At 71.6% G+C, this 23,065-nt stretch carries 19 protein-coding genes; 10 read left to right on the top strand and 9 right to left on the bottom strand.

The genetic code is table 11. From position 1 onward, the window contains the following. Nucleotides 1-9 precede the first annotated feature (9 nt). A complete protein-coding gene (locus ACSRUE_RS13965) occupies nucleotides 10-1,677 on the bottom strand; it encodes a DUF1592 domain-containing protein (RefSeq protein ID WP_441291410.1) in 1,668 nt (555 codons plus the stop codon). Nucleotides 1,678-3,110: 1,433 nt separating this feature from the next. Between ACSRUE_RS13965 and ACSRUE_RS13960 the strand changes: the two genes are divergently transcribed. Both ACSRUE_RS13960 and ACSRUE_RS13955 read left to right on the top strand, forming a co-directional pair. Then, entirely contained in the window at nucleotides 3,111-3,794 is a 684-nt protein-coding gene (locus tag ACSRUE_RS13960; RefSeq protein ID WP_441291409.1) for an FxLYD domain-containing protein, read from the top strand. A 250-nt stretch (nucleotides 3,795-4,044) separates the two neighbouring features. After that, nucleotides 4,045-5,577, top strand: a complete 1,533-nt coding sequence (locus ACSRUE_RS13955) for a helicase HerA domain-containing protein (protein ID WP_441291408.1) — start codon at nucleotides 4,045-4,047, stop codon at nucleotides 5,575-5,577. Between the two features lie 70 nt (nucleotides 5,578-5,647). Here ACSRUE_RS13955 and ACSRUE_RS13950 read toward each other — a convergent pair whose 3' ends face one another. The 5 genes from ACSRUE_RS13950 to ACSRUE_RS13930 all read right to left on the bottom strand — a co-directional run bounded on the left by ACSRUE_RS13950 (nucleotide 5,648) and on the right by ACSRUE_RS13930 (nucleotide 11,374). Beyond that, nucleotides 5,648-7,207 (bottom strand): serine/threonine protein kinase, encoded by a 1,560-nt coding sequence (locus ACSRUE_RS13950; protein ID WP_441291407.1) that lies wholly within the window; start codon nucleotides 7,205-7,207, stop codon nucleotides 5,648-5,650. A 195-nt stretch (nucleotides 7,208-7,402) separates the two neighbouring features. After that, nucleotides 7,403-8,980, bottom strand: coding sequence for a DUF2254 family protein (locus ACSRUE_RS13945; RefSeq protein ID WP_441291406.1), 1,578 nt, complete (start codon nucleotides 8,978-8,980; stop codon nucleotides 7,403-7,405). 190 nt (nucleotides 8,981-9,170) lie between these two features. Next, a complete protein-coding gene (locus ACSRUE_RS13940) occupies nucleotides 9,171-10,289 on the bottom strand; it encodes a hypothetical protein (RefSeq protein WP_441291405.1) in 1,119 nt (372 codons plus the stop codon). Nucleotides 10,290-10,523: 234 nt separating this feature from the next. Then, nucleotides 10,524-10,859 carry a hypothetical protein gene (locus ACSRUE_RS13935; protein ID WP_437764634.1) on the bottom strand — a complete coding sequence of 112 codons (336 nt, stop codon included), beginning with the start codon at nucleotides 10,857-10,859 and terminating at the stop codon, nucleotides 10,524-10,526. Continuing rightward, the gene (locus ACSRUE_RS13930) at nucleotides 10,856-11,374 is read right to left on the bottom strand and encodes a hypothetical protein (RefSeq protein ID WP_441291404.1); all 519 of its coding nucleotides are present in this window, start codon (nucleotides 11,372-11,374) and stop codon (nucleotides 10,856-10,858) included. Before ACSRUE_RS13930 ends, ACSRUE_RS13935 begins: the two co-directional genes overlap by 4 nt. Before the next feature lie 406 nt (nucleotides 11,375-11,780). Here ACSRUE_RS13930 and ACSRUE_RS13925 point away from each other — a divergent pair, with 406 nt between their 5' ends. From ACSRUE_RS13925 to ACSRUE_RS13915, 3 genes are all read left to right on the top strand, one after another. Beyond that, entirely contained in the window at nucleotides 11,781-12,479 is a 699-nt protein-coding gene (locus ACSRUE_RS13925) for a tetratricopeptide repeat protein (RefSeq protein WP_441291403.1), read from the top strand. Nucleotides 12,480-12,543: 64 nt separating this feature from the next. Continuing rightward, on the top strand, nucleotides 12,544-13,959 hold the full coding sequence (locus ACSRUE_RS13920) for a protein-disulfide reductase DsbD family protein (RefSeq protein WP_437764631.1): 1,416 nt from the start codon (nucleotides 12,544-12,546) through the stop codon (nucleotides 13,957-13,959). A gap of 116 nt (nucleotides 13,960-14,075) precedes the next feature. Then, complete coding sequence (locus tag ACSRUE_RS13915) at nucleotides 14,076-15,005, top strand: hypothetical protein (RefSeq protein WP_441291402.1); 930 nt, start codon at nucleotides 14,076-14,078, stop codon at nucleotides 15,003-15,005. Nucleotides 15,006-15,041: 36 nt separating this feature from the next. Here ACSRUE_RS13915 and ACSRUE_RS13910 read toward each other — a convergent pair whose 3' ends face one another. The 3 genes from ACSRUE_RS13910 to ribF are packed head-to-tail and all read right to left on the bottom strand — an operon-like array spanning nucleotide 15,042 to nucleotide 19,264. Continuing rightward, nucleotides 15,042-16,025, bottom strand: coding sequence for a hypothetical protein (locus ACSRUE_RS13910; RefSeq protein WP_441291401.1), 984 nt, complete (start codon nucleotides 16,023-16,025; stop codon nucleotides 15,042-15,044). Between the two features lie 58 nt (nucleotides 16,026-16,083). Further along, nucleotides 16,084-18,213, bottom strand: a complete 2,130-nt coding sequence (locus ACSRUE_RS13905) for a hypothetical protein (RefSeq protein WP_441291400.1) — start codon at nucleotides 18,211-18,213, stop codon at nucleotides 16,084-16,086. Nucleotides 18,214-18,262: 49 nt separating this feature from the next. Next, nucleotides 18,263-19,264 (bottom strand): riboflavin biosynthesis protein RibF, encoded by a 1,002-nt coding sequence (gene ribF, locus ACSRUE_RS13900; protein WP_437741234.1) that lies wholly within the window; start codon nucleotides 19,262-19,264, stop codon nucleotides 18,263-18,265. Nucleotides 19,265-19,432: 168 nt separating this feature from the next. Between ribF and ACSRUE_RS13895 the strand changes: the two genes are divergently transcribed. The 5 genes from ACSRUE_RS13895 (at nucleotide 19,433) to rpsR (ending at nucleotide 23,063) form a co-directional block, all read left to right on the top strand. After that, the gene (locus tag ACSRUE_RS13895) at nucleotides 19,433-20,395 is read left to right on the top strand and encodes a ribose-phosphate pyrophosphokinase (protein ID WP_437764627.1); all 963 of its coding nucleotides are present in this window, start codon (nucleotides 19,433-19,435) and stop codon (nucleotides 20,393-20,395) included. Nucleotides 20,396-20,609: 214 nt separating this feature from the next. Further along, on the top strand, nucleotides 20,610-21,296 hold the full coding sequence (locus ACSRUE_RS13890; RefSeq protein ID WP_437764626.1) for a 50S ribosomal protein L25/general stress protein Ctc: 687 nt from the start codon (nucleotides 20,610-20,612) through the stop codon (nucleotides 21,294-21,296). A 123-nt stretch (nucleotides 21,297-21,419) separates the two neighbouring features. After that, nucleotides 21,420-22,091, top strand: coding sequence for an aminoacyl-tRNA hydrolase (gene pth / locus ACSRUE_RS13885; protein WP_437294707.1), 672 nt, complete (start codon nucleotides 21,420-21,422; stop codon nucleotides 22,089-22,091). Between the two features lie 108 nt (nucleotides 22,092-22,199). Then, nucleotides 22,200-22,739, top strand: a complete 540-nt coding sequence (gene rpsF, locus ACSRUE_RS13880) for a 30S ribosomal protein S6 (protein ID WP_437544729.1) — start codon at nucleotides 22,200-22,202, stop codon at nucleotides 22,737-22,739. A 3-nt stretch (nucleotides 22,740-22,742) separates the two neighbouring features. Continuing rightward, entirely contained in the window at nucleotides 22,743-23,063 is a 321-nt protein-coding gene (gene rpsR / locus ACSRUE_RS13875; protein ID WP_437587596.1) for a 30S ribosomal protein S18, read from the top strand. Nucleotides 23,064-23,065 lie beyond the last annotated feature (2 nt).

The following is a 23,065-nucleotide window of genomic DNA, read 5'->3' as shown; positions in this document are numbered from 1 at the left end:
CCTCAGCTTTCACGGCGTTTCGCGGACGCGCACGCGGAACGAATCCGCTTGAGTGAGATCGGCCAGAAGATTGAGAATGCTGTAGCCGCCCTCAGCCAGCTTGGTGTCGATCTGATCGACGACGCACTTGTCTTTCCCGTTCGGATCCCGCCCAAAGGCGTAGGAGACCCACGACTCGGCGTACAGCTGCTTGGCCTTCTGAAGCTCAGCGATTTCCTGCATGAGCGCCAGCGGAGAGGAGATCTCCTTCACGTTGCCGTCGCCGAAGTCGATGGTGTTCGTCGTGACGCTCGCGTCGATCGCACCACCAAGCGGGTCGGTCGTCTGCCACTTTCCGATGCCGTCGAAGTTCTCCATCACGAAGCCCGGCGGATTGATGACCGAGTGGCAGCCTTTGCAGCTCGCAGGCTCCGTCAGCTTCTCGATCCTCGCGCGTTGCGTCGCGAACTCGCCCTGAACGGTCTGCATGGTGGCGCCGGGGATGGGCGGACCCGGATTGACGCCGAGCAGGTACACCGAGATGAACGCGCCGCGCAGGATCGGGCTCGTGGCGTCGTAACCCGCGTAGGAGCTCAAGAACCCGACGCGGGTCAGGAAGCCCGGCCGCTGGTTCGCGTCCAGCTCCACCTTGGTCAGCTCGGTGCCGTAGCTCGCGGGGTCGAGCCCGTAGATCGCCGCGTTGTCCTTGTTGACGAAGGCGACGTTGCTGAGGAGGAGGTCCTTGAACGAACCGCCCTCGAACGCCACGTCTTCGAAGAAGGCGTCGAGCTCGGCCTGCCAGCTGGGCTTGGCGGCAGCGGAGTACAACGGATACGTCTCGACGTCGTGATCCATCGTCCACCAGTGGGCGTTTCCGTTGTTCATCTGCGCCCAGTTGCGGTGGAACGCTGTCACGAGCGGCCCGGTCTTTTCGCGCACGGCGATCATCCGCTGCGCCTGGGCCAGAATCTGCTCCTTCGTCTGGAGCTCGTTGTTGTCGGCCGCCGCGCTCAGCACGTCATCCGGAGCGGAGCCCCAGAGCAAGTACGAAAGCTTCGTCGCCACCTCGTAGCTGGAGAGCTTGAGGGCCTGAGTCGACGCATCCGGGTCGGTCGCCAGCTCGGGGAGCATGAGGAACGAGGGCGAGACGAGGAAGCCGATCAGCGTTGCCTCGGCGACCTCGGCGGGCGTTCCTGCCGGCGTAATCTGGCCCAGCTTCTGGAATCGCGCCACCTCCAGATCGGTCAGCGGGCGACGGAACGCCTTGCGGCCGAAGGTCTTGATGGTCTCCTCCAGGCAGCCGGCCGCCGACGGGTCGCAGCTGATGAACTTGGACTTGTTCGGCCCTGCCATCACTGCTTTGGCGATCTTCTCGGCAACCTCTTGATAGAGGCGCCACGCGTCAGAGGTCATCGGGCCGTCGAAGTCGTCGCCGAGCTTCTCGGACGGCAGCTGGCCGTCGACGCTGGTGACGCCAAGGAGATCCCGCACCGTGTTGTCGTACTGCCGGTTCAGCAGCCGGGGGATCTGGCTCGTGATCGGGATGCCGGGGATGCACTTCTCGGGCGAACCGTTGTCGGGCTCGTCCGTGCCCCCCGAACCGGTGCTGCCGCTGCCGCTGCCGGAGGTCTCCCCGCCGCCGGTAATCTCCGCATCGCCGGGCGCTATCTCGCCGGTGCACCCGGCGAGGAAGGTCAATGAGGTGAAAAATGTTGTCGTACCAATGTACGATAGTTGCCGTAACGTTCGCATGACCTCACTATTCCCGGTCCGCGCCGAAGTGATCATGGGAGCGGATCAAAAGTGATGAAACAGCCTGCGGGTCGCCATCCTCGAGATCACGCGCGTCTGGCCGATCGCTTCCTCTGGAGACGTGATAATGAAACGCCGGCGTACGAGCGGCGCCCTGATGTCGTCTTCGACCTCGAGAAGCGGACCGATTGGCGCGCGGACGCCGAGTTCCCTGCGGAACAGCGACGCGCGCGGGCCACTGCAGGGGCCGCCAAGCGCGTCATTGCGACGCGGCGCGGCGGCGCGATCGGGGCCACAAGCACGCTCTCCTCGGCCGCATCATCGAGCGAGCGCCGCGGAGTGAAGAGAACGCGTGAACCACGACATGGCACGAGGCGCCGTCGACGGTCGGGGGATGTGCCTCGCCGTGCCCATGGGTCACGCCGCAGCTCGCCGTTGACGTCGAGCCCTGCGCGCGCCAGCGGCGCGCGGGCGATTCAACCTTCCTCCAGATAGAACTCCATCCGCGCGACATCTCAAACAAAAAGGGTGCGCCCGCGAGATGCAACCAGGCTGGATAGCGCCAATGGGAACGGAGCATCTGTCGCCGGGCTCGAGCCGCTCATCGACAACAGTGAAGGAGTGCTCGACGAGAGCTCGCTCGGCCGCGAGAGGCCGGCGCTTCTCGCGCGGGCGCACGGGTCTGCCGAATCCAGTAGGTTCTCAAATGTGCAACCATGACATTCCAAGCCTCGTGTCATTCGTGGGCAACGCGCCGCATCACCCAACGTGAGGAGCATCACGCCAATTGGGTCATCTGCGGTCAGGGCGGTCAAGGCGGTCATTTCTGGCTCGAAAAGCTGGGTTCGCTCGCAACGTCGTCGACCCGGCTCCTGGGGCGGGCGCGGCGTCCCCTTCCTCCGGGACCTTCGCGAGAGCGGGCGCGCGGCCCCGCTCGTCCAGGCGTTGGGTGGATGATGTGCGGGTGTCGACCGGGCGCGTCGGGGCGCTCGTCGAGGAGATTCGCCCGGCGGCCGCCGAGAACGCGGGGGGCTACCGTGGATGAAGACGCGGTGTCGTCGTCCTGGAGTCGTGGGCTGTGGACTTGAACACTCGCTCTCCGAGCTTCAGGAGGTTGGCGCTTGCCCGTGAGACGGTGTGACGCTAGCGTGAGCCCCCGGAAGCCAGCTTCCCTGCCCCTCGCCCTCTGCACAATGATGCAATCGAAGTCCTTGGTCGTCATCGGGGCTGTCGCTCTTGCCCTCCCTCTCGCATGCTCGGCGAGCCCCCCCGAGGAGGGGGCGGGCAACGGCGGGAGCGGACCCGGCAGCGGCGGGGATGCTGCCAGCGACGGGGAGGCGGGAGCTGGCTCGAGCGGCCCGGAGACGGGCGGGGGCGGCATGGACGGGGACCCCGGCGAGGGCCTGCATTTCGTGCCGGAAGGCTTGTCCAGCACCGACATGGACGAGGAAGGGGCCGGGCTCAAGCTGGTTGCCTTCACCCTCGTGCAGGGGGCGACGGGCCCCGAGCTCTACGCCGCGGTCAGGAATGACGGGGAGACCCCGTCTTGCGACGCCGGCCTGATGGTTTACTTCATCGACAAGGCCGATCAGCTGGTGACAACCTGGGGCGGGAGCTTGCTCAGCCGTCGGCTCTATCGGCTGGACGACGGCTCTGGCGTGATGATCCCCTGCATCGCCCCGGGCGAGATCGCGATGACTGGCTCAGCGGATCTCCCCGGTGAGCTCGTGATCGAGGAGCTCGGGTATCTGAAGCACAGGTTTCCTGCCTTCACCGTGGACGTGGTCCCCGTCGATGCCGTCACCGTCAGCGAGGTGAAGACCGTCGGCAGGGGCGCCGGGAGCGCTTACACGGGCACGCTCGAGAACCGACTCGACGTGGCGGTGAGCGATCCCAGGATAACGGTCTTCCCGGTGAATCGAGCCGGACGGCCGCTCGGCATGGCGACGAGCAGCGCGGCCGCCGACATTCCGCCCGGCGGGATCTGGCCCTTCGAGACGACCACCGTGGACGATGTCGGCGTTGGTCACGTCGCCTATCCGACGGTTTCGGTTTCTCCGTGAAGCGGGGAACAGGCTCGTGTGGTACGGATTCGGCCGGGGGCAGGCGAATGAGGTGCAGGAAAGTACGCCGCAGCGAGCCGAGCGGCGCGGATGAGCCCGCAGCGCGGGTCGCGTCCGATCGCAGAGCGGCGCGACATGCCCTGTGGCCTTTGACTCCGCCGCGATGCTGCCCCCGCCTCCCGCGCGTCCGCGCGCTCGCCTACAGTTCACCACGAGCGCGCCGACCCGACCCCCGACCCGAAGCGACCCAGTGAGCCCCATCCTCTCCCTCTGCGACGGTTACCAGCTCGACCTCTCCGACTACGCGCGCACCGGGCTGCGGGTCGGCATCTGGGCCTCCTCCGGCCGGGGCAAGAGCTTCGGCGTCGGGGTCCTCTGCGAGGAGCTGCTCGCCGCCGGCATCCCTGTCGTCGCGATCGATCCCGAGGGGGAGCTCTACACGCTGCGCGAGCGGTTCCGCGTCCTCGTCCTCGGGGGCGCCCACGCGGACCTGCCGCTGCCCTCCGGCGAGCGCGCGGCGGAGATCGCGCTCGCGAGGGTGCTCGACGAGGGGCTCGGCCTCATCGTCGATCTGTCGGATCAGCCGACGAGCCGCTCCCAGCAAGAGGCCGCGCTCCCGTTCCTCGAGCGGCTCTGGGTCCTCCTCTCGGAGCGCCGCGCCCCGGCGGCCGTCGTGGTCGAGGAGGTGCACATCTTCGCGCCTCAATCGGGCGCGTCGCTCACCTCCGATATCCTGCACCGGTTCGCGAAGCAGGGCCGCAAGCGCGGCGTCCTCCTCGTCGTCGCCAGCCAGCGCACGCAGGCGGTCTCGAAGGAGCTCATGAGCCAGCTCAACTTCCCCGCCATCGGCGGCTTCGAGATCGAGCGCGACTACGACGCGGTGAGGGCGCTCGTCGACGGGCACACGTTCGAGGAGTTCCGCGCGCTCCCGGCCGGCGAGTTCTTCCTGCCCGCCGCCGGGCGATTCGAGCGCTGGCGCGCCCGCCACACCGCCCACGGCGGCGAGGCGCCGAGCTGGACCGGTGAGCCCGGCGGCGTGCCGCGCGTCGCGGACGCCACGCTGAGCACGCTCCTCGACGAGCTGCGCGAGGCGCTCGCGGCCGAGAGCGCGAGCCAGCAAGGCCCGGATCCGAGCGCCGCGCTGCGGGCCGAGATCCGCCGGCTCCAGCAGCAGCTCGCCCGGGCCGACGAGGCGCGCAGAGCCGCCGAGGCCGAGGCCGAGCGGCTGCGCACCGCGCTTCAGGTGGCCGGCGTCGTCAAGGTGGTGATCCAGAGCGAGATCGTGGCGCGCGTTGGCCATGGCGAGGTCGCCCGGGCGCCGGCGGCCGCCGATCCGCGCGCCCCCGCGGCTCCCGCGCTCGGCGCGACCCTGGACCGCGTCCCTGGGGCGCCCGCGCTCGCGCCCGCCGCGGCGTCGGGCGGCGCGGCCGTGAAGATCATCGCGAAGCCGGCCTCTCCGTCGCTCCGGGATCTCGCGATGCCGGCCACCACGATGCTCGAGGTGCGCGGCGTCAAGCAGATGGTGAGCGCCGCGAGGAGCCATGCGCGGCGCCGATCCCCCCGGTCCGTGGCGCACGTCGCGCTGGCCGCAAAGCTGCTCGCCCGCGGCGCGGCGCTGACCGCGGAGGAGCTCGCCGCCCGCGGCGGCTCGCGCAGCCAGGTCGAGATCCGGCGCGCCGCGCACGCGCTCACCGCGCTCGCCCGCGCGGGCTTCGCCTCGCTCCAGGGCGGCCGTCACGCGCTCAACGAGGCGGCCGTGCTCCGCGCGATCCAGAGCGGCTGACGAGAGGCGGCCCCGAGCCCTGACAGGGGCGCCCAGACGCTCGCGGCGCGCAGGCGCCGCCCGAGCCCCGCTAGCAATAAGAAACGAAGATCAGGCGGATCGTCGCCAGCGTCCCGAGCACGAACAGCCCTGCATAGAAGATCGTCCGCTTGCGCCGCAGCTGCTCGGCGCTGAGCCCGGTAGACGCGGGCTCCTCACCAGGCGCCACCTCCCCGCCGGCGTTCACCGCCGGCACCGCGATCGGCGCGCTGCCTGCCGGCGGCACGCTCGCTCCGGAGGGCCTGCCCGCGGCGGGCGGCCTGCTCGCCGTGGGAGCAACGCCGTTCGCAGGCTGGGCCGCGGCGAGCCCTCGCTGGAGCTCCCCCTCCGGCGCGGTCGACATCGCGTGCAGGCGCGGGCGCTGCGGAACATCGTCCGGGCCGTCGAAATCGAGGTACTGCACCGAGAGCGAGCCCGTCGCGGCGCCGAGAGGGAGCGGGGCGTCGCTGCGGCCCGCCGCAGGAACGCCGCGCCGTCCATCGGGCGACGAGGGGCGGACCGACCTACGGTCAGCGGACGTGGTCCCGACCGCTGGCGCCTTTCGCCCGAGGCCCGGCGAGCTCTGTCTCGACGCGCTCTCGGGAGGGAGCGACGGAGAGGCGCGGTAACCGGCGCCGCTCAGCGAGCCCGTCCTCGCGATGCAGGCCTCGACGTGCTCCTTCAGCTCGCTCCGGGCCTCTTCCTCGGCGCCCTGGCCCATGTCGCGGAGCACTTGCTCCAGATCGCCGGCGAGCTTGCCCGCGCTGGCGGTCCGCTTCTCGATGGAGAACTCGGTCGCCCCGTCGAGCGCATCCGAGAGCCGCGCGCCCAGGTCGGGCAGGAGCTCGCGCGCGCGAGGGATCGGCAGCGACGCGACGCCCATGATCAGCTGCCTCTGCGTCTCGGCCTTGCGCACCCGGCTGCCGAGCAGCGCCTCCAGGAGCGTGATCCCCAGGGAGAACACGTCCGCGCGCCCGTCGAACGGCTCCCCGCGCGCCTGCTCCGGAGGCATGTACGGGAGCTTCCCCTTGAACACGCTGCTCTCGGACTGCTCGTCCGCGAGGCCCGGTATCCGCGCGACGCCGAAGTCGGTCAGGCAGACGCGGCCGTCCCGCCCGATCAGGATGTTGGACGGCGAGACGTCGCGGTGGACGACCGCGTAGCTCTGCCCTTCGTCCTCGCACAGGCCGTGCACCGCCTCGAGCGCCCTCGCCATCTCCCGGCCGATGTAGGCCACGGCGCGCGGCGAGAACGCGCCCACCTTCCTGAGCACGCGATCGAGGGCGGGGCCGTCGATGTAGTCGAGCGCGAGGTACACCGAGCCCTCGAATTCCCCGAACTCGACCAGCCGGACGACGTTCGGGTGATCGAGCCGCGCGATCACCAGGGCCTCGGCGAAGAACGACTCCCTCGCGCTCTCGCCGAGCCCTGGCCTCGGGACCAGCCGCTTCAGCGCGACGTGGCGCCGGAGGTCGGGAGGCCCCTCCTCGGCGAGCCACACCTCCCCCATCCCGCCCTTGCCCAGCATCCGGATGAGCCGGTACTTGCCGGCGAACAGCTCCGGCGGCGGATCGGACTCGGCGTTCTTGCGACGCGGGCGGGAGGCAGGCATCTCGTGGTGTGCAGCGCTCGATCTCGACTCCGTCGAGGCTAGCCCTCCTGCTCGGGGTGGAGAGGGTGCAAGCAAGGCATGCCCGATCCTACCGCCGCCCGCGCGCCGCAGGAATCACCGCGTCGATGCCCGGCGCAGATCCAGCCTGCGTGCACTGGGCTCCGCCTGACCGAGGGGGCGCCGCTCACGCCTCGCTCACTCCTGCGTGTGCTCCTCGCGGATCGGCTCCCGCATGGTCGTCGCCGGGAACCACTCGAAGAAGCGGTGGATGAGCTGGCGCCGCTCGGGCTCGATGTACTCGAACACGGCGCCCCGGTCGTTGATCTCCCAGAACTCGTTGCTCGTCACGGCCAGGAGCTCGGCGCGGATGGAGCGCAGCCTGTCGGGCCGCTCGTCGCGCATGTCGCGGTAGATCTTCCGCGCGAGCGCCTCCTCCCCCTTCTGCAGGTAGTACGTGGCGAGCTTGACCTGCGCCTTGCGGACGCCGCGGAGCGACGGCTCCTGCTGGTCGAGCTCCGCTTCCTTGTCCACCTCGAGGAAGAGCTGGAGCAGCTCGTCCCGGGCAGGTGCGTGCAGGTCGTACGCGCGCTCGTTGACCACGCAGAGATCGAACGCGACGGTCTCGGTGAGGAACGCGAGCCCCATCGCGTGCGCCGTCTGCGCGTAGTACTTGAAATGACGCGCGATCTCGAGGACCTGATCGCCCCACCCCGCCTTGAGCAGCTCCTCCGCGAGGTAGCGGTACTGGTTCAGGTTGTTGTAGGCCGCGGCGATGTCCTTCGCGTTGAGCGACCTGCGCATGTAGGTGTTGAAGAACTTCACGACGACCGCGACGGCCGCCCGGTCTCCGGCGGCGATGGCGGTCTGGCCGATGTAGCGCGTGTCGATGGCGATGCGCGTGATGAGGTCGGGCATCGCCGTGAGCGCCTCGCGATAGACCATCAAGAACTGGCGGAGCGCCTTGTACTCGAGCCAGGTCCGCGCGGTCGACAGCTTGCCGAGCGCCTCGGCGTTCATGCTCACGAAGTCCGTGTCCTTCGCGAGGCGATCGCGGATCTGGAACCAGCGCGGATCGAGCGTCGCCTTGTGGGGCAGGTACGCGACGACGAGCTCCGACAGCGAGTCGACCGTCTTCGACGCGATCCCCTTGTCCTTCTGGTCGATCGCGTTGAGCGCCACGTCGGCGAGCTGCTCCAGCGACGAGAGCGCCGTCACCCGCCGCTCGTCGACCTCGGCCTCGCCCTCTCCGCCCGCGGGGCGCAGCGCCTGCTCGACGCCGCTCGTCGTGATCCGCCGGACCACGTTGTCTGGCTCGACGAAGTCGAACACGTACCCGAAGTAGGGCGCCATCATGAGCAGGCTCGCGGTGAGCAGCCCCATCGTGACGACGACGCCGTAGACGGGGACGAAGACGTCCTCGGTCGGGCCGCCCCCGCCGACGCGGATCGAGAAGTTGACCCACAGCGAGAACACCGCGCTGACGACGAAGAAGCCCATCACGAGCATGTTCGTCCGGTCGCGGAAGAACATCTCGGTGATCCGCGGCGTGTAACGGTTCGCGGCGAGCTGCACGATGATGGACGCGACCGTGATGACGATGCCGAGGATGGCGGCGATGACCTCGCCGATGCCGCCCATGATGTGCTCGGCGTCGCTCGGCGACATGCGCGCGAACACCTCCCAGAGCGAGAGGTGCGCGTTCTCGTGCCGCGCGACGTCGAGCAGGTGGACGACGGCGAGGGTCGCGACGCTGACGCCCAGGAGATACGACATCGGCCGCAGCCAGATGCGGGCCACGGTCGCGCCCCTGCGACGCTGTCGTTCGGCGTCGTCTGCGGTCTGATCGGGTCTCATCAGGTGACCGCCGCTCGGTCGACCTGCTCGCCGACCTGCCTGCCCTCCCGCTCCACGCTGCCCCCCACGCACCTGCTCCACGCGTCCGCCACGCCAGGCGGCAGCCCGGCTATTTCTTCTCCGGGGGGCTGTCGAGATCTTCCGCGAGGTAGCTGAGGATCACCTCGTCGAGCGATTTCTCGCTGATCAGGTCCTCACCGAAGATCGAGGCGCCCTCCGCCGGCCGGTTCGTCGCAAAGATGCTGGCCGGGCGCGAGGCCGCGTAGCGGCCGGAGCCAGGGCCGCCCGAGAAATGCTCGACCGCGACCTGGGGCGCGGGCGGCGCGACGGGCTGCTCGGGGTGGACATTGCTGTAGACCCCGGCGCCGGAGGCCGCGGACTCCGCCCGCCGCCCGATCACCGACGCGGGCGGCGGCGGGAGATCCTGGATCTGCTGAAAGAACGGCGTCTGTGCCTCGGCTGCGGCGCGCTCCAGCGCGTCGAGATCGAGATCGATGGACGGTTGTTCGGGCTTGATCTCGGCGGGCGAGGCCGGGCGTACGGCCCTGCCGGCGAGCGGGCTGGCCGCGCGCCCGCCGCCGAGCGCCTGCAGCGCGACGGGATCGAGCTCTAGCCGGGGGCGCCCGCTGGCCGAAGCGGGCGCCGGCTCGGCGGCCGGGGCGCGCGGTGCTGCGGCGAGGGGCGCGGCCGCTGGCCTTGCGGGCGGCGCGGCGGGCCTGGGCGCCGGCGTCGGCGCGGCCGCCGGCTTCGGGCGCGGCGACGCATCGGGCACGACGGGCGGCATGACGGGCGGCGTGAGGGGCCGGGACGGCGGGGGCGGCTTCGGCGCGCCCGCCACCTCGGGCGACGACGGCGACGAGGCCCGCGCCGGCTTGCTCGCCTCCGGATGCGACGGGGCGGGGGCGACGCCTGCGGACACGGCGCCTGCGGACACGGGCGGGGCGGCGGTGTCGTCGAAGAGGTAGTCGAAGTGACCGTCGCGCAGGGCGATGAACATCGCCTTGTGCTGCTCCTTCATGAGGCCGCGGACCGTCTCCGCGAGCGAGGCCTGACCGACGTGCTCCGCGTACGAGGTCTTCGTGGTCTTGAGGATGCGCCCGCCGTCGGCGAAGAGGTGCGTGATGATGTGAGGATGGCGAATGCCCGAGTCCTCAGTCTGTATGTGGAACAACCGCCCCTTGTGCCGGACGTTGTTGTTGAAGCCGAGCAGGGGCGACGGGGCTTTCACGACAGGCAATCCGAGGGTGGGGAGGTGAGGAGATCGCGCCAGCGGGGAGCGCTCGCCACGGCCGAGACTATCACAGCGCGGCGCGCCCGGAACGATTCGCAGCGCGCCGGCGTCCCTTCACGTTCCTCCGCCGCGCTTCCGACGTCCTCCGCCCGTCCTCCGCCGCTCCTTCACCGTCGCTGTGGTAGGGGAGCATGTCGGGGCTGGTCCTCCGCGGACCGCGCGCGGGTCGCGTCAGGGCAGACAGCGCTCCAGGTCGTCCGCAGTTCCCGCCTGGAGGGCGCACGCCACCTCGGCCTGCGTGAGGTCGGCCTCGCAGCGGGCGAAGCCGCGCTCTCCGGCGGTCGCGCGCGCCATCGCGGTCCTCTCGGCCACCTGGGACGCAGCGGGCTCGGGGTTGGCCGCGCGCAGGACGAGCTCGACGTACCGATCGAGGAGCGCGGCGCATGCCTCGGCGGACGGGCGTGGAGCGGCGCGGCGGAGCGCGGCGCGCCCCACAAGGATACCGAGCACCAGCAGGACGATCGCCAGGGTTGCCAGGACGTCGGCGCGGGTCGCGGGGCGCGTCATTCCAGGCACTCATCGACTTGCTCCGGGGTCGTTGCCTGCCGGACGCACACCATCGCCGCATCGGTGATGCGGCGCCCGACGCACCTGTCGATGAGCTCCTTGCCGCGGGCGTCCCGCACCGCCGCCGTGCGCTCCTCGACGATCTTCGGGTCGACGACGTTCTGCGCGCGGAGCTCGATCTCGGCGCTCCTCCGGAAGATGGCCTCGCACTCGTCGCGGCTCGCCGGGTGCCCGCACCCGGCCAGGAGCGGCAGGCCGGCGAGCAAGGCCAAGCATGGCGCGAGCCTGAGGACCCGACCCAGGTTGAGGACCCGACCCAGGTTGAGGACCCGACCCAGGTTGAGGACCCGACCCAGGTTGAGGACCCGACCCAGGTTGAGGACCCGACCCAGGTTGAGGACCCGACCCAGGTTGAGGACCCGACCCAGGTTGAGGACCCGACCCAGGTTGAGGGAGACCGTGGAGACGGAATACCGCCTCCCTTGAAGGGAAGTTGAGCCAGGACGGCGACGCATGGCCGCGACGATGGCGCCACGCTCGATGGGGCGCAACAAGGTCCAGCCGAAGCCGACAGCCCGTACTGGCGCACGGCCAACCCCTGCCGGCCCCCGCCGTCGCCCACGACCGGCCACCTGCCAGCCAGCTGGCCCGAGTCAAGATGGAAACGTCGCGTATTGCTGGAACGCGTGTGCAGGTCTGTTAGGATTGCTTTCTGTGCGCAAGGCGAGCGAGCACGGTGACAGCGTGGGCGGCGCTCGATCCGTCCGTACGGGCTCCGGGGGTACGCGGCGACGCACGAAAGCGACGGCGCAGCCCGTTGCGGGTAGCGGGGATGACGCTGGCCCCAAGGCTCCACGAGAGAAACGGCCGAGCAAGGCGCCGCGACGGCGCGCGCCCGCGGCGGCGCTGAGCGCGGAGGAGATGTTGCGGCGCGCGCTGGGCGCGGCGACCCCGCGCTCGCGCGCCATCTGGGCGCGGCGGGGCCTGTCGCTCCGGGGGCCGCTCGACAGGACGACGCAGGCCATGCTGCTGCGGCAGCTCTACCTCGCGTATTTCGAGACACGCCGCTTCGAGCGGGCAGCCGAGGTCGCGGAGCAGATCCTGGCGCTCGGCGTGCTGAGCGACGTCGCCCACCAGGACGCGGCGCGCGCGAAGCAGGCCCTCGGGGACATCGAGGGGGCCGTCGGGCACCTCCGGCTGGCGGCGCGCACGGGGCCGGCGAGCCGGAGGGCGTTCCACTGGTGGACGCTGGGCAGCGTGTATCACCTGGCGCGCCGGTACGACGAGGCGATCGGCGCGCTCACGCGCGCGGCGCGCTGGGGCACGCGGGACAAGCCGCTCTACCAGGGGCACCTCGCCGTCGTGCAGTGCGAGAGCGGCAAGCCGGTGGAGGGGCTCGGCGCGCTGATCGATCGGCTCTCGGAGGTGCCGGCAGGCCAGGGGTACGGCCGGTTCGTGCTCGGGCAGATGGCCTACTTCGACCGGCGCTGGGACGAGGCCAAGAAATACCTGGAAGCCTTCGTACAGCGGAGCACCTCGGGCAGGGCCGCGGTCGCGATCGCGCTCGGCGCGGAGATCGAGGCGGCGCGCCGGACGCTCGCGTCCCTCGCGGAACGCTGATGCCGGCCTGAACGGACGGCGGCCCGCCGCACGACCCCGATCGCTTTGCTATAGAACCTTCGTGATGACCGCTTCGACTCGTTTCAAGGCAAGCGCCGGCGCCGCGCCGGCGGGTGTCCGACGTGGCGGGCGCGGCGCGCTCGGACGCGCGCTCCCGGCGCTGGTCGCGCTCGCCACGCTCGCGTCCCCGGCGCTCGCGCTGGCCGATGATCAGCGCGATCTCTTCACCCGCGGTCTGGAGGCCGGCCCGCTCTTCGCCGCGCTCGCCGCGCTCGGGGGCGGGCTGCTCACGTGCCTGACCCCCTGCGTGTACCCGATGATCGCCATCACGGTGAGCATCTTCGGGGCGCGGGAGGCGAAGTCCCGGCGCGAGGCGATGCTGCTCTCGACGAGCTTCGTGCTCGGGATCGTCGTGCTCTTCACGACGATGCTCGTGGCCGCGGCGCTCACGGGCAGCCTGTTCGGCGGCGTGCTCTCGAACAGGTGGGTCATCGTCGGCATCGCGGCGGTGTTCATCGCGCTCTCGCTGTCCATGTTCGGCGCGTTCGAGATGACGCTGCCGGACACCCTGATGCAGCGGCTCTCGCAGGTCGGGGGCATCGGCTACGGCGGCGCCTTCCTGCTCGGTCTCGTGAGCGGCCTCGTCGCCGCGCCGTGCACCGGGCCCGTCCTCACGGGCATCATTCTCTGGATCGGGAAGACCCAGAATGTCGGCCTCGGCGCGCTGGTCGGCGCCACCTTCTCCCTCGGGCTCGGCCTGCCGTTCTGGCTCGTTGGCGCGTTCGCGTTCGCGCTGCCGAAGGGCGGCAAGTGGATGCTGGGGGTGAAGTCGTTCTTCGGGATCGTGATGATGGTCGTCGCGCTCTATTTCCTGAAGACGACCTTCCCGGCGCTGTCGTCGCTCGCGCAGCCCACGCCGCAGTTCATGGCCATCATGGCGGGCCTCGTCGCGGTCGGCCTCGCGCTCGGCGCGGTTCACCTCTCCTGGGACGACGGCGGCGCCGGCGTGAAGGCCCGCAAGGGGGTCGGGATCGCGCTCACGGTGGCCAGCAGCTTCCTGCTCGTCGCGAGCCTGGATCTGCCAAGGCTCGCCTCGCCCGTCCCGTCGGCGGTGGCCGGCGAGGTCGTGTCGCCGCAGCTCACGTGGCTGCACGAGGAGCCGGTGGCCGTCTCCAAGGCGAAGGCGGAAGGGCGCCCGCTGCTCGTGGACTTCACCGCGGAGTGGTGCGGCGCCTGCAAGCAGCTCGCGAAGGAGACCTTCTCGGATCCCCGTGTCATGGCCAAGGCGGCGCACTTCGTCGCGGTGAAGGTCGACGCGACGGACGACGAGGATCCGCAGATCGACGCGGTGAAGGGCAAGTACAAGGTCGTCGGCCTGCCCACGGTGGTGCTGTACGACTCCACCGGCGCCGAGCGGAAGCGCTTCAACGACTTCGTCGGCCCGGACGTGTTCCTGGCCGCGCTCGAAGGCATCCAGTAGCGCGCTGCGCCTGGCAGCAGCGCGCCGCACACGCCGTCGGCATGGCCCAGGACGACCGAACGCCGCGAGGAGGGAGCGACGGGCGCCGCGCCCCTCGCGGCCAGGCCGCCACGAACATGCGCACCTTCCTGCTCGCCGCCCTCGCGCTCTGCGCCCTGCTCGTCGCGGGCTGCGGCGCTTCGAGGCCCACCACCGGGACCGTGGTGATCGGGGTGACGAGCGAGCTCCGCGCGGGCGCCGACATCGACCTGCTGCGCGTCGTCCTGCGGGCCGGCGGAGACGTGGTCCACGAGGACGCGCTGGCGCAGAAGAACGGGCAGCTGTTCTTCCCGCGGGAGTTCTTCTTCAGCGATCTCGAGGATGGCACGGCCGTGGAGATCTCCCTGGAGGCGTTCGGAGCGAACGACGCCGAGAGGCCGCTGCTCACCCGCACCGCGTCGACCCGGGTGATCGGCGGCCGCACGCTGCTGCTGCGGGTGCGCCTCGAGCGGGAGTGCGTCGTCGCGCCCGGGGCGGCCACTTGCCCGGCCCCTCAGACCTGCGTGGCCGGCGGCTGCAGCGCCCCCGACGTGGATCCCCGGCAGCTCGATCCCTACAGCACCTCGTGGAACGCGGGCGCGGAGCCGGACCTCTGCAAGCCGGCCGCCGGGGGCGAGCCGGTCGTCATCGTCGGGGAGGGGCAGGCCGACTACTTCCCGCTCGATGACCTCGACGAGATCCAGGTGGAGGCTGGACCTCAAGGCGGCTACCACATCTTCGTCGCCATCCGGCTCAAGAACCTGCGCCGATCCGGCTCGCTCACCCTGGTGAACGGCATCGTGCCCGAGCTCGGCTATGCGATCGAGCCGCTCGAGGTCATCTTCACCCTGGATCCCGACGAAGGCGGCTTCTGCAAGCTCGCCGGGCTGCGGTTCCGGCTGGATGGCGAGCGGAAGATCGAGGAGCTGCTCGGGAAGGTCGTGGAGATCGGGGTGACGGTGACCGATCCCGACGGAGACGCCGGTACCGGCAAGCGCGCGGTGACGCTCTCGCAGACCATCCTGTAGCGCGCGGGCGCCCTGCGCGGGCGGAGGCGCGCGGGCTCACTCGCGCGCAGCGCGCCAGCGCGTCATCCAGCCGCCGGTGAGCAGGTCGAGGGACGCCTCCGCCTCGAGCGCCGCGAGCGTCGCGGCGCGGTGCTCCTCGGGGCTCTGGCCCGGATCGGCCGCGAGCGCGACGGCGCGCTGCCACGCGAACAGCAGCTCGAGGACGCGCGCCGTGAGCTTCGTTTGCAGCTCGGCGCGCTCGCGGCGGAGGCGCTCCAGCGCGATCTCCTCGTCGGCGAAGACGATCCGGTCGAGCCGCCACGTCGCGCGCGCCTCGAGCCACAGGCTCGTGCCGCCGGACGCCGTCCTTCGCGACGGATCGTACTCCGTGGGGGCCAGGCTCTCCGCTTCGTCGACGAGCCGGGAGACGCGGAGCCGGAGCTCCGGGAAGAGCGACGACGTCCGCGCGCGCGACGCGATCGCGTCGATGCGCGCCTCGGGATCGAGGAGGCGGGATCGCCGCAGCGCCGCCTCGACGATCGCGCGGGCCATCGCCGGCGTGACCCGGACCGGCAGCGGGAGCGGCGGCTCGGCCTCGGCTGGCTGCGCGGGCGGAGGCGGCCCCGGGGGCTCGATCTCGGGCGCCGCGCGCGGCGGGCTCGGGGTCGCCGGGGCAGGCTTCAGCCGAGGCGCCGCAGGTTCGGCGACGGCGGACGGTGGAGACGGCGCGCCTGGGCGGGCGGATAGCCGCCCGAGGGGGATGCTCGCGAGCAGCATGCCGGTGAGGGAGCGCTCGCCCCCTTCGAGCCGGGCGACCCCGAGCTCCACCGCGAGCCAGAGCGGCCGCGCGCTGCCCGGGGACGCAGCCCAGAGCTCGTGGGGCGCGGTGTCGAGGCGGTCCACGCGCGGGTCGAGCGCCGTGGGCTCGTCGTCGAGGGGGAGCTCGGCGCGCGCCTGCCGCGTGAACAGGGCGCAGGCGAGCGCGGCGAGGAGGAGGAGGAAGAGAGCGGAGCTTGCGACGGATCGGTGGTTCGGGTGCACGCGAGGTGGGTCGACCGCCGCCCGTCGCGAGTTGCGTGCGGCGGGTCAACCAGGTCGCTCAGCGGCCCCGGGAAGGCGGGCGCGCCCGGGTGGCGAAGCTCCGCCAGAGCTCCGCTCCACCGCCAAGGGATCGGACCCGATCGGCGCCGAGGCGCGGCCCGCCGCCCGGCGAGAGGCCCCGCTCCGCGCTCGTGCGCCGGAGCGCCTCGCTGGCGTGAGGTCCCGCGCTCCCGCCGCCTCCTCGGAGCAGCTCGCTCGAACCGCCGCGGGTCGCCGCGACCGCCTGCGCGATCGCCTCCGGCGTCGGCGCCGTTCCTGACGGGAAGCGGGCTGGTCCCTCGCTCGCCGCGCCGCGGGTCGCCGCGACCGCCTGAGCGATCGCCTCCGGCGTCGGCGCCGTTCCCGAGGAGAAGCGCCCCGGCGCCTGGTCGGGCAACGCGAGCGTCGGCTCCGCGACGAGCGTCGCGCTGCGCCCAGCCGCGACCGCTTCGAGGCCGTGAGGCGCGGCCGCCCGGACTGCCTCCGCGGCCACGCCGCGGATCGCGGCCGGCGCAGCAGGCGCCACGTCGCTGCCGGTGACGACCGCCGCCGCGGCCACCTCGACATCTGCGTCACCGCCGGCGACCGGCGCGCTCGACGCCGGAAGCGCCGTGGTCGCCGAGCCTCCGCTCGCGCCGACCACGACGACAGGCTCGCCGTGCTCTCCGCTGGCCCCGGCAATCGGCGGTGACGCCGTCACCGCGGCGATCAGCGCCGGGGACGCCGCATCGCCGGCGCCGCCCTCGAGGTGCCGCTCCGCGACGTTCATCGCCGCAGCGGGGCTGCCCGGCGGGATCTCGCTCGTCAGCTCCGGCGCAGAGGCCGGTGGCTCCTCCGAGGTCCCGCCCGCCAGCGCTGGCGCAGAGGCTGGTGGCTCCTCCGAGGTCTCACCCGTCAGCGCTGGCGCAGAGGCCGGTGGCTCCTCGGAGGACGATCTCGGCGAAGCCGGCAACGCGCGTGGCACAGCGACCTCGAGGCCGACCGCGAAAGGCTCGAACACCTCGCCGGCGAGCCAGCCCGTGCACATACGGAGGTTCGCGCCGGACGGGATGTCGCGCACGAACATGTCCCCGAAGAGCGCGTCGATGGCGAGATCCCGCTGCTCGACCACGGGCCGCTCCCAGCTCGGGAGCACCGCGACGACGCGGATCGCGAGCTGTCCTTCCGGGCGACGCGCCCGCGCTCGCGCGAGCGTCCTGGGACGCACTTCCCAGTAGAGGTAGATCGTCTCGTGATCGACCGCGATGCCGACGATCTCGTCGAGGTCATACCGCGCCGGGAGCTCCGCCCGCTCGTCGCGCAAGGCCGCCGCAAGATCCAGCGCCACCCCTGCGGCGACGGGCGACGCCGTCGCTCCGGCGCCTGCAGGCGAAGGATCTCGCGGAGGCTGCACCGGAACGCCGCCAGGCGCTCCGGCAACGGGCCCGGGCTCCCCCTGGTGTTCGCTCGCGATGGCGGCCCCGCGTGGCTCGGTCGCGCCATCGTCTCGCGCGAACGGAGCAGGAGAAGCCTCCGCGGCGGCGCTCTCCGCATCCTCGGCGGCTGCGCCCGCCCCCTCGGCGGCTGCGCCCGCCCCCTCGGCGGCTGCGCCCGCCCCCTCGGCGGCTGCGTCCGCGTCCTCCGCGCCCGCATCCTCCGCGTCCGCGTCCTCCGCATCCTCCGCGTCCGCGTCCTCCGCGTCCCGCGCTTCCGCGCCTGCCCCCTGCCCGCGTGCCGCGCTCTCGATCAGCCTCTCCCGGAGCCGCCGCGCGCCCTCGTCCTCCGGCGCTCGCGCGAGGATCTCGTCGAGCATCGCGATGGCCCGGTCCGTGTGCCCCTGGGACGCATAGATCTCGGCGAGCGTCGTGGTGGACCGCGGCGGCGGCGGGGGCGGGGGCGGCGGCCACTGCTCCGGCGGCGCCTCGCCGCGCAGCGCGCGCGCGGCCTCCGGCATGTGCAGGCCCCGCTCGACCACGCGCGAGAGCAGATCGCGCGCCCGCCCGAGGAAGCCGCGGAGGCGGGCCCGCTCCGGCTCGCTCTGCGCGGTGCGCGCCACGATCTCGTCGATGAGCTCGACCTTCGTGAGCAGGCGCGGCCGGGGCACCCCGAGCCCCTCGGCGCGCGCTATCAGCTCCTCCCGCGTCAGCCCGTCGAGCTCCCGGCGCTCCATCGCCGCCGACGCTACCACATCCGACGCTCGCTCACCCTCGCCGGACCGCTCAGCGAAACGCCCCCTCCGCCGCCGGATCCGCGCTGATCGACGCGAGCCGCGCGCGCGCCGCCTCGGCGTCCCGCGCGATCTGCGCCTTGAGCTCCGGCAGGCCGGAGAACCGCCGCTCCTCGCGCAGCCGGGCGATCAGGTGCACGCGCAGCGCCGCGCCGTAGAGATCCTCGTCGACGTCGAAGAGGTGCACCTCGAGGTTCGGGCGCGCCTGCCTCGACGCCTCGACCGTCGGGCGGACGCCCAGGTTGGCCACGCCGCGCGCGAGCGCGATCGCGCGGCCCGACGAGGTCACCCGATCGACGAGCGTCGCGTACACGCCGAACGGCGGGAGCGCCTCCTCGATCTCGTCGATGTTGCAGGTGGGGAAGCCGATCGTCCGGCCCCGCCTCGCCCCCTGCGCGACGACGCCGGACAGCATGTGCGGGCGCGACAGCATCCGCTCGGCCGACTCGAGATCCCCGCGCGCGAGGGCCGCTCGGACGCGGGTGCTCGACCACGCCCCCTCGGCGTCGCCCACGAGCGGGTGCGATCGCGTCTCGAAGCCGAGATCCTCGCCGAGGCGCCCGAGCGTCGTGAAGTCGCCGGCGCGCCCGCGGCCGAACCGGAAGTTCGCGCCGACCAGGACGACGCGCGCCGCGAGCCGATCGAGCAGCACGCGCCGCACGAACTCCTCCGGCGTCTGCGCCGCGAACGCCCGGTCGAACGTCACCGCGTCGACCCGGATCGCCGGCTGCACGCGCTGGATGAGCTCGATCTTGCGCGGCAGCGCCGTCAGCGTCGCCGGCGGGGTCCGGCCGAGGACGCTCGCGGGGTGCGGGGCGAACGTGAGCGCCACCGGCTCGAGCCCCCGCCGCTCCGCGTCCAGCGCCGCGTCGGCGAGCAGCGCCTGGTGCCCCAGATGAACGCCGTCGAAATTGCCGATGATCACCAGGCTGCCCCGCGGCCCGGCCGCGGCGCGCCCGCCCTGCCCCGAAGCGGCGGCGGCGAAAGACTCCACGGCCGCTACCTAACCCGAAGCAGCGCCGAACGAAATGCGGGTGGACGCAGGCGAGAACGCAGGTGAGAGCCGGCGCCGCCGGTCACGATACGCACGTACAGCCAAGCGATCGCTGTACAGAGTCGCTTGACGTGCCCATGGCCGACTGATAGAGCCGCGCTCCCCGAAATGGGCTGGAGGCGCGCCGTGTTCAAGAGAGTCAGTATCTTCTCCGGCAACGCCAATTTCCCGCTTACCCAGGAAATATGTCAGGTCCTGGAGCAACCGATGGGGAAGTCGCGCGTGTCGCGCTTCTCGGACGGCGAGACGTTCTGCGTCATCCAGGAGAACGTCCGAGGCGTCGACACCTACGTCGTCCAGCCCACCTGCTCGCCGGTCAACGACAGCGTGATGGAGCTCCTGATCATGGTCGACGCGCTCCGCCGCGCCTCGGCCGGATCCATCACGGCGGTCATCCCCTACTACGGCTATGCCAGGCAGGACCGGAAGGTCGCGCCGCGGACGCCGATCACCTCGAAGCTCGTCGCCGACCTCATCGTCGCCGCCGGGGTGAACCGGATCGTCGCGCTCGACCTGCACGCCGGGCAGATCCAGGGGTTCTTCAACATCCCGTTCGACCACCTGTTCGCGATGCCGGCGCTGCTGGAGCACCACCTCCGCGAGCACTACGGCAAGGACGTGGTCATCGTCTCCCCGGACGCGGGCGGCGTGGAGCGGGCCCGCGCCTACTCGAAGCGCCTCCAGGGCACGCTCGCGATCATCGACAAGCGCCGCGAGCGGGCGAACGAGAGCGAGGTCATGAACATCATCGGCGAGGTGGCCGGCAAGAACTGCCTCATCCTCGACGACCTCATCGACACCGCCGGCACCCTGGTGAACGCCGCCAACGCCCTGATGAAGCAGGGCGCCAGGAGCGTCGCCGCCTGCGCCACGCACCCGGTCCTGTCCGGGCCGGCGGTCGAGCGCATCAAGGACTCGCCCCTCACCGAGGTCGTGGTGACGAACTCGATCCCGCTCTCGGACGAGGCGAGGGCCTCCGGTAAATTCAAGGTCGTCTCGGTGGCGCGGCTGCTCGCCGAGGCGATCCGCCGCATCCATCACTCGGACTCGGTGAGCTCGCTCTTCGTCTGACCGGCCGCGCGCGTTCGGCGGCGGGACGCACCGGCGACGCAGGTCGCCCGCGCCCCCTCGCCAGGACACACCAAAGAACGCACAAAAGACATAAAACGCGCCCTCCGGCGACGAAGGTTCGACTTTCTCTTCTCCGTTCTGCTATAGCGCCGCACCCTACGCCGGGGCGGAACCGCGCACCGCGGACCCCCGGATCACTTCTGGAGCCGTCGTCATGGACATCATCAAGCTCAACGCCACGAGGCGCGAGGATAGCGGCAAGAGCGCGTCGAGCCGCCTGCGCCGCGCCGGACAGATTCCCGCCATCGCCTACGGGCGCGAGCTCGCGCCGCAGTCGGTCGCCATCTCGCCGAAGGCGCTCCTTCAGGTGCTCGGCTCCGACCACGGCAAGAACTCCGTGGTCGAGCTGGCCATCGAGAACGGCCAGACGCTCACCGTCATGGTGCGCGACTACGACTACCACCCCATCTCGCGGGAGCTCGTCCACGCCGACTTCATCCAGGTGAAGCTCGACCAGCCCGTCGACGTGCAGATCCCCTTCCGCTGCGTGGGCAAGCCGAAGGGCGTGGTCACCGGCGGCGTGCTCCAGCAGATCTTCCGCACGATCCCCGTGCGCTGCCTGCCGGAGAAGATCCCGTCGTTCGTCGAGATCGACGTGACCGAGCTCGACCTGGGCGACTCGTACAAGGCCAGCGGGCTGACGCTGCCGGAGGGCGTGAAGACGCTCCTCGCGGACGACCAGACGATCGCCGTCGTCAACGCGCCCGAGAAGGCTGGCCCCGAGGAAGAGGCGAAGCCCGCCGCCGGCGCGCCGGCCGCGGCCGCTGCGCCGGCCGCCGGCGCCGCTGCCCCCGCGAAGGGCGCTGCCGCCGCGGGCGGCGACAAGAAGGACAAGAAGTAACCCGGGAGCGGGCCGCCTCGCGCCTCCGCACCGCGAGGCGCGCGCGGCCCGCCCTGCCCCGCGCTCACCTGCCTCGCCTGCCTCGCCTGTTCAATTCCAGGGACTCAGCAGAACCCGCTCGTCATGCTGCTCGTGGTCGGCCTGGGGAACCCCGGCAAGGAATACGCTGCTCACCGGCACAACGTCGGCTTCATGGCCATCGACGCGCTGGCCGACGAGGTCCGGGCGGATCCGTTCCGCGAGAAGTTCTCGGGCGTCCACGCGCGGGCAGAGATCGCCGGACAGCAGGCGATCCTGCTCAAGCCGATGACCTACATGAACGAGTCGGGGCGCAGCGTGCAGCCGGCGATGGCCTTCTTCAAGGTCGCGCCCTCCGAGCTGATCGTGCTCCACGACGAGCTCGACCTGCCGTTCGGCACGGTTCGCCTCAAGGTCGGCGGCGGGCACGCGGGGCACAACGGGCTGCGCTCGATCATCTCGCACGGCGGGACGGGCGACTTCGGGCGCGTCCGCCTCGGGGTAGGACGGCCTCCGGCGGGTTTCCGGGGCGAGGTCGCGGATTACGTCCTGTCGGGGTTCGACGCCGTCGAGCGCGCGAGCCTGCCCGACTGCTTGAAGCAAGCTGTCCAAAGTGTGCTAGAAGTCGCCGCCCGCGGCTTCGAGGCCGCGATGAACGTCCGAAACACCCGGCCCAAGCCGGGCAAGAGGCAGAAGGGCGAGGGGGATGGGTCGACGGATCCAGCCCCTGCCGCGAAGGAAGGGAAGGGTCCCCTCCCCCCGACGCAGAAGCCCTGATCCTCTACGGGACAGCCTGCCGAGCTCGCCGGTGCGTCGCTCGACAGGCTGTTCCTTTCCTCGCTCCGGGGCACCGCCCCGGGGCCATTGGCCGAGAGGGAAGACTGAATGAGCCGACAGGTAACGGCGCCCGGGCGCGCCAGAGAGTACGAAACGATCTACATCCTGCGACCCGACATCGACGCCGACGGCGCCGAGCGGATCGGGTCGCGCCTCGCCGAGGTCGTCGGCCGCGAGTCGGGCCGGCTGACCAAGGTCGAGACGTGGGGGCGTCGCCGCCTCGCGTACGACATCGCCAAGCACCGCCGCGGCGTTTACGTGTACCTGAAGTACCTCGGGGGCGGGAAGGTCGTCTCCGAGATCGAGCGCAACCTGCGCCTCTCCGACGGCGTGCTGAAGTACCAGACGGTGCTCGTGCGCAACGACGTCGAGGTCGAGGGCGTCACGATCGCCGACGAGGACGTGAAGTTCGAGCGCCTCGAGCTCACGCCGCTGGAGGACGACCGCGACGATTCGCGCGAGCGCCAGCTCGGCCTGATCGAGCCGGAGCGCCGCATCGACCGGAGCTCCGAGCAGGCCCCGGCGGGCGATCTCGACGATGCCGAAGAGGCTGAGGCGGAAGGCGCCGCCGACGAGGAGGAGAGCTGAGCTATGAACGGCCGCAACAGTGACATGGGCCGCAACGGCGGCGCTGACTACGACGATCGCGACTTCGGGCGCACGCCCGACCTGAACGCCGACGCCCCCGGGCGCCGCCGCACGGGCCGGAAGCGCGTCTGCCGCTACTGCGCGGACAAGGCGCTGATCATCGACTACAAGGACCCGCAGGCGCTCAAGTACTTCATCTCGGAGCGCGGCAAGGTCGTCCCGCGCCGCATCAGCGGCAACTGCGCGCGCCACCAGCGCAAGGTGACCCTCTCGATCAAGCGCGCGCGCAACATCGCGCTCTTGCCGTTCACCGTCACGGCGTAGGA

It is taken from the genome of Sorangium sp. KYC3313 (assembly GCF_052075895.1).
In the GTDB taxonomy this organism is placed as follows: domain Bacteria; phylum Myxococcota_A; class Polyangia; order Polyangiales; family Polyangiaceae; genus Sorangium; species Sorangium cellulosum_B.
The sequence above is the reverse complement of the archived record's forward strand: the minus strand, read 5'-3'. Positions and strand labels throughout refer to the sequence as shown.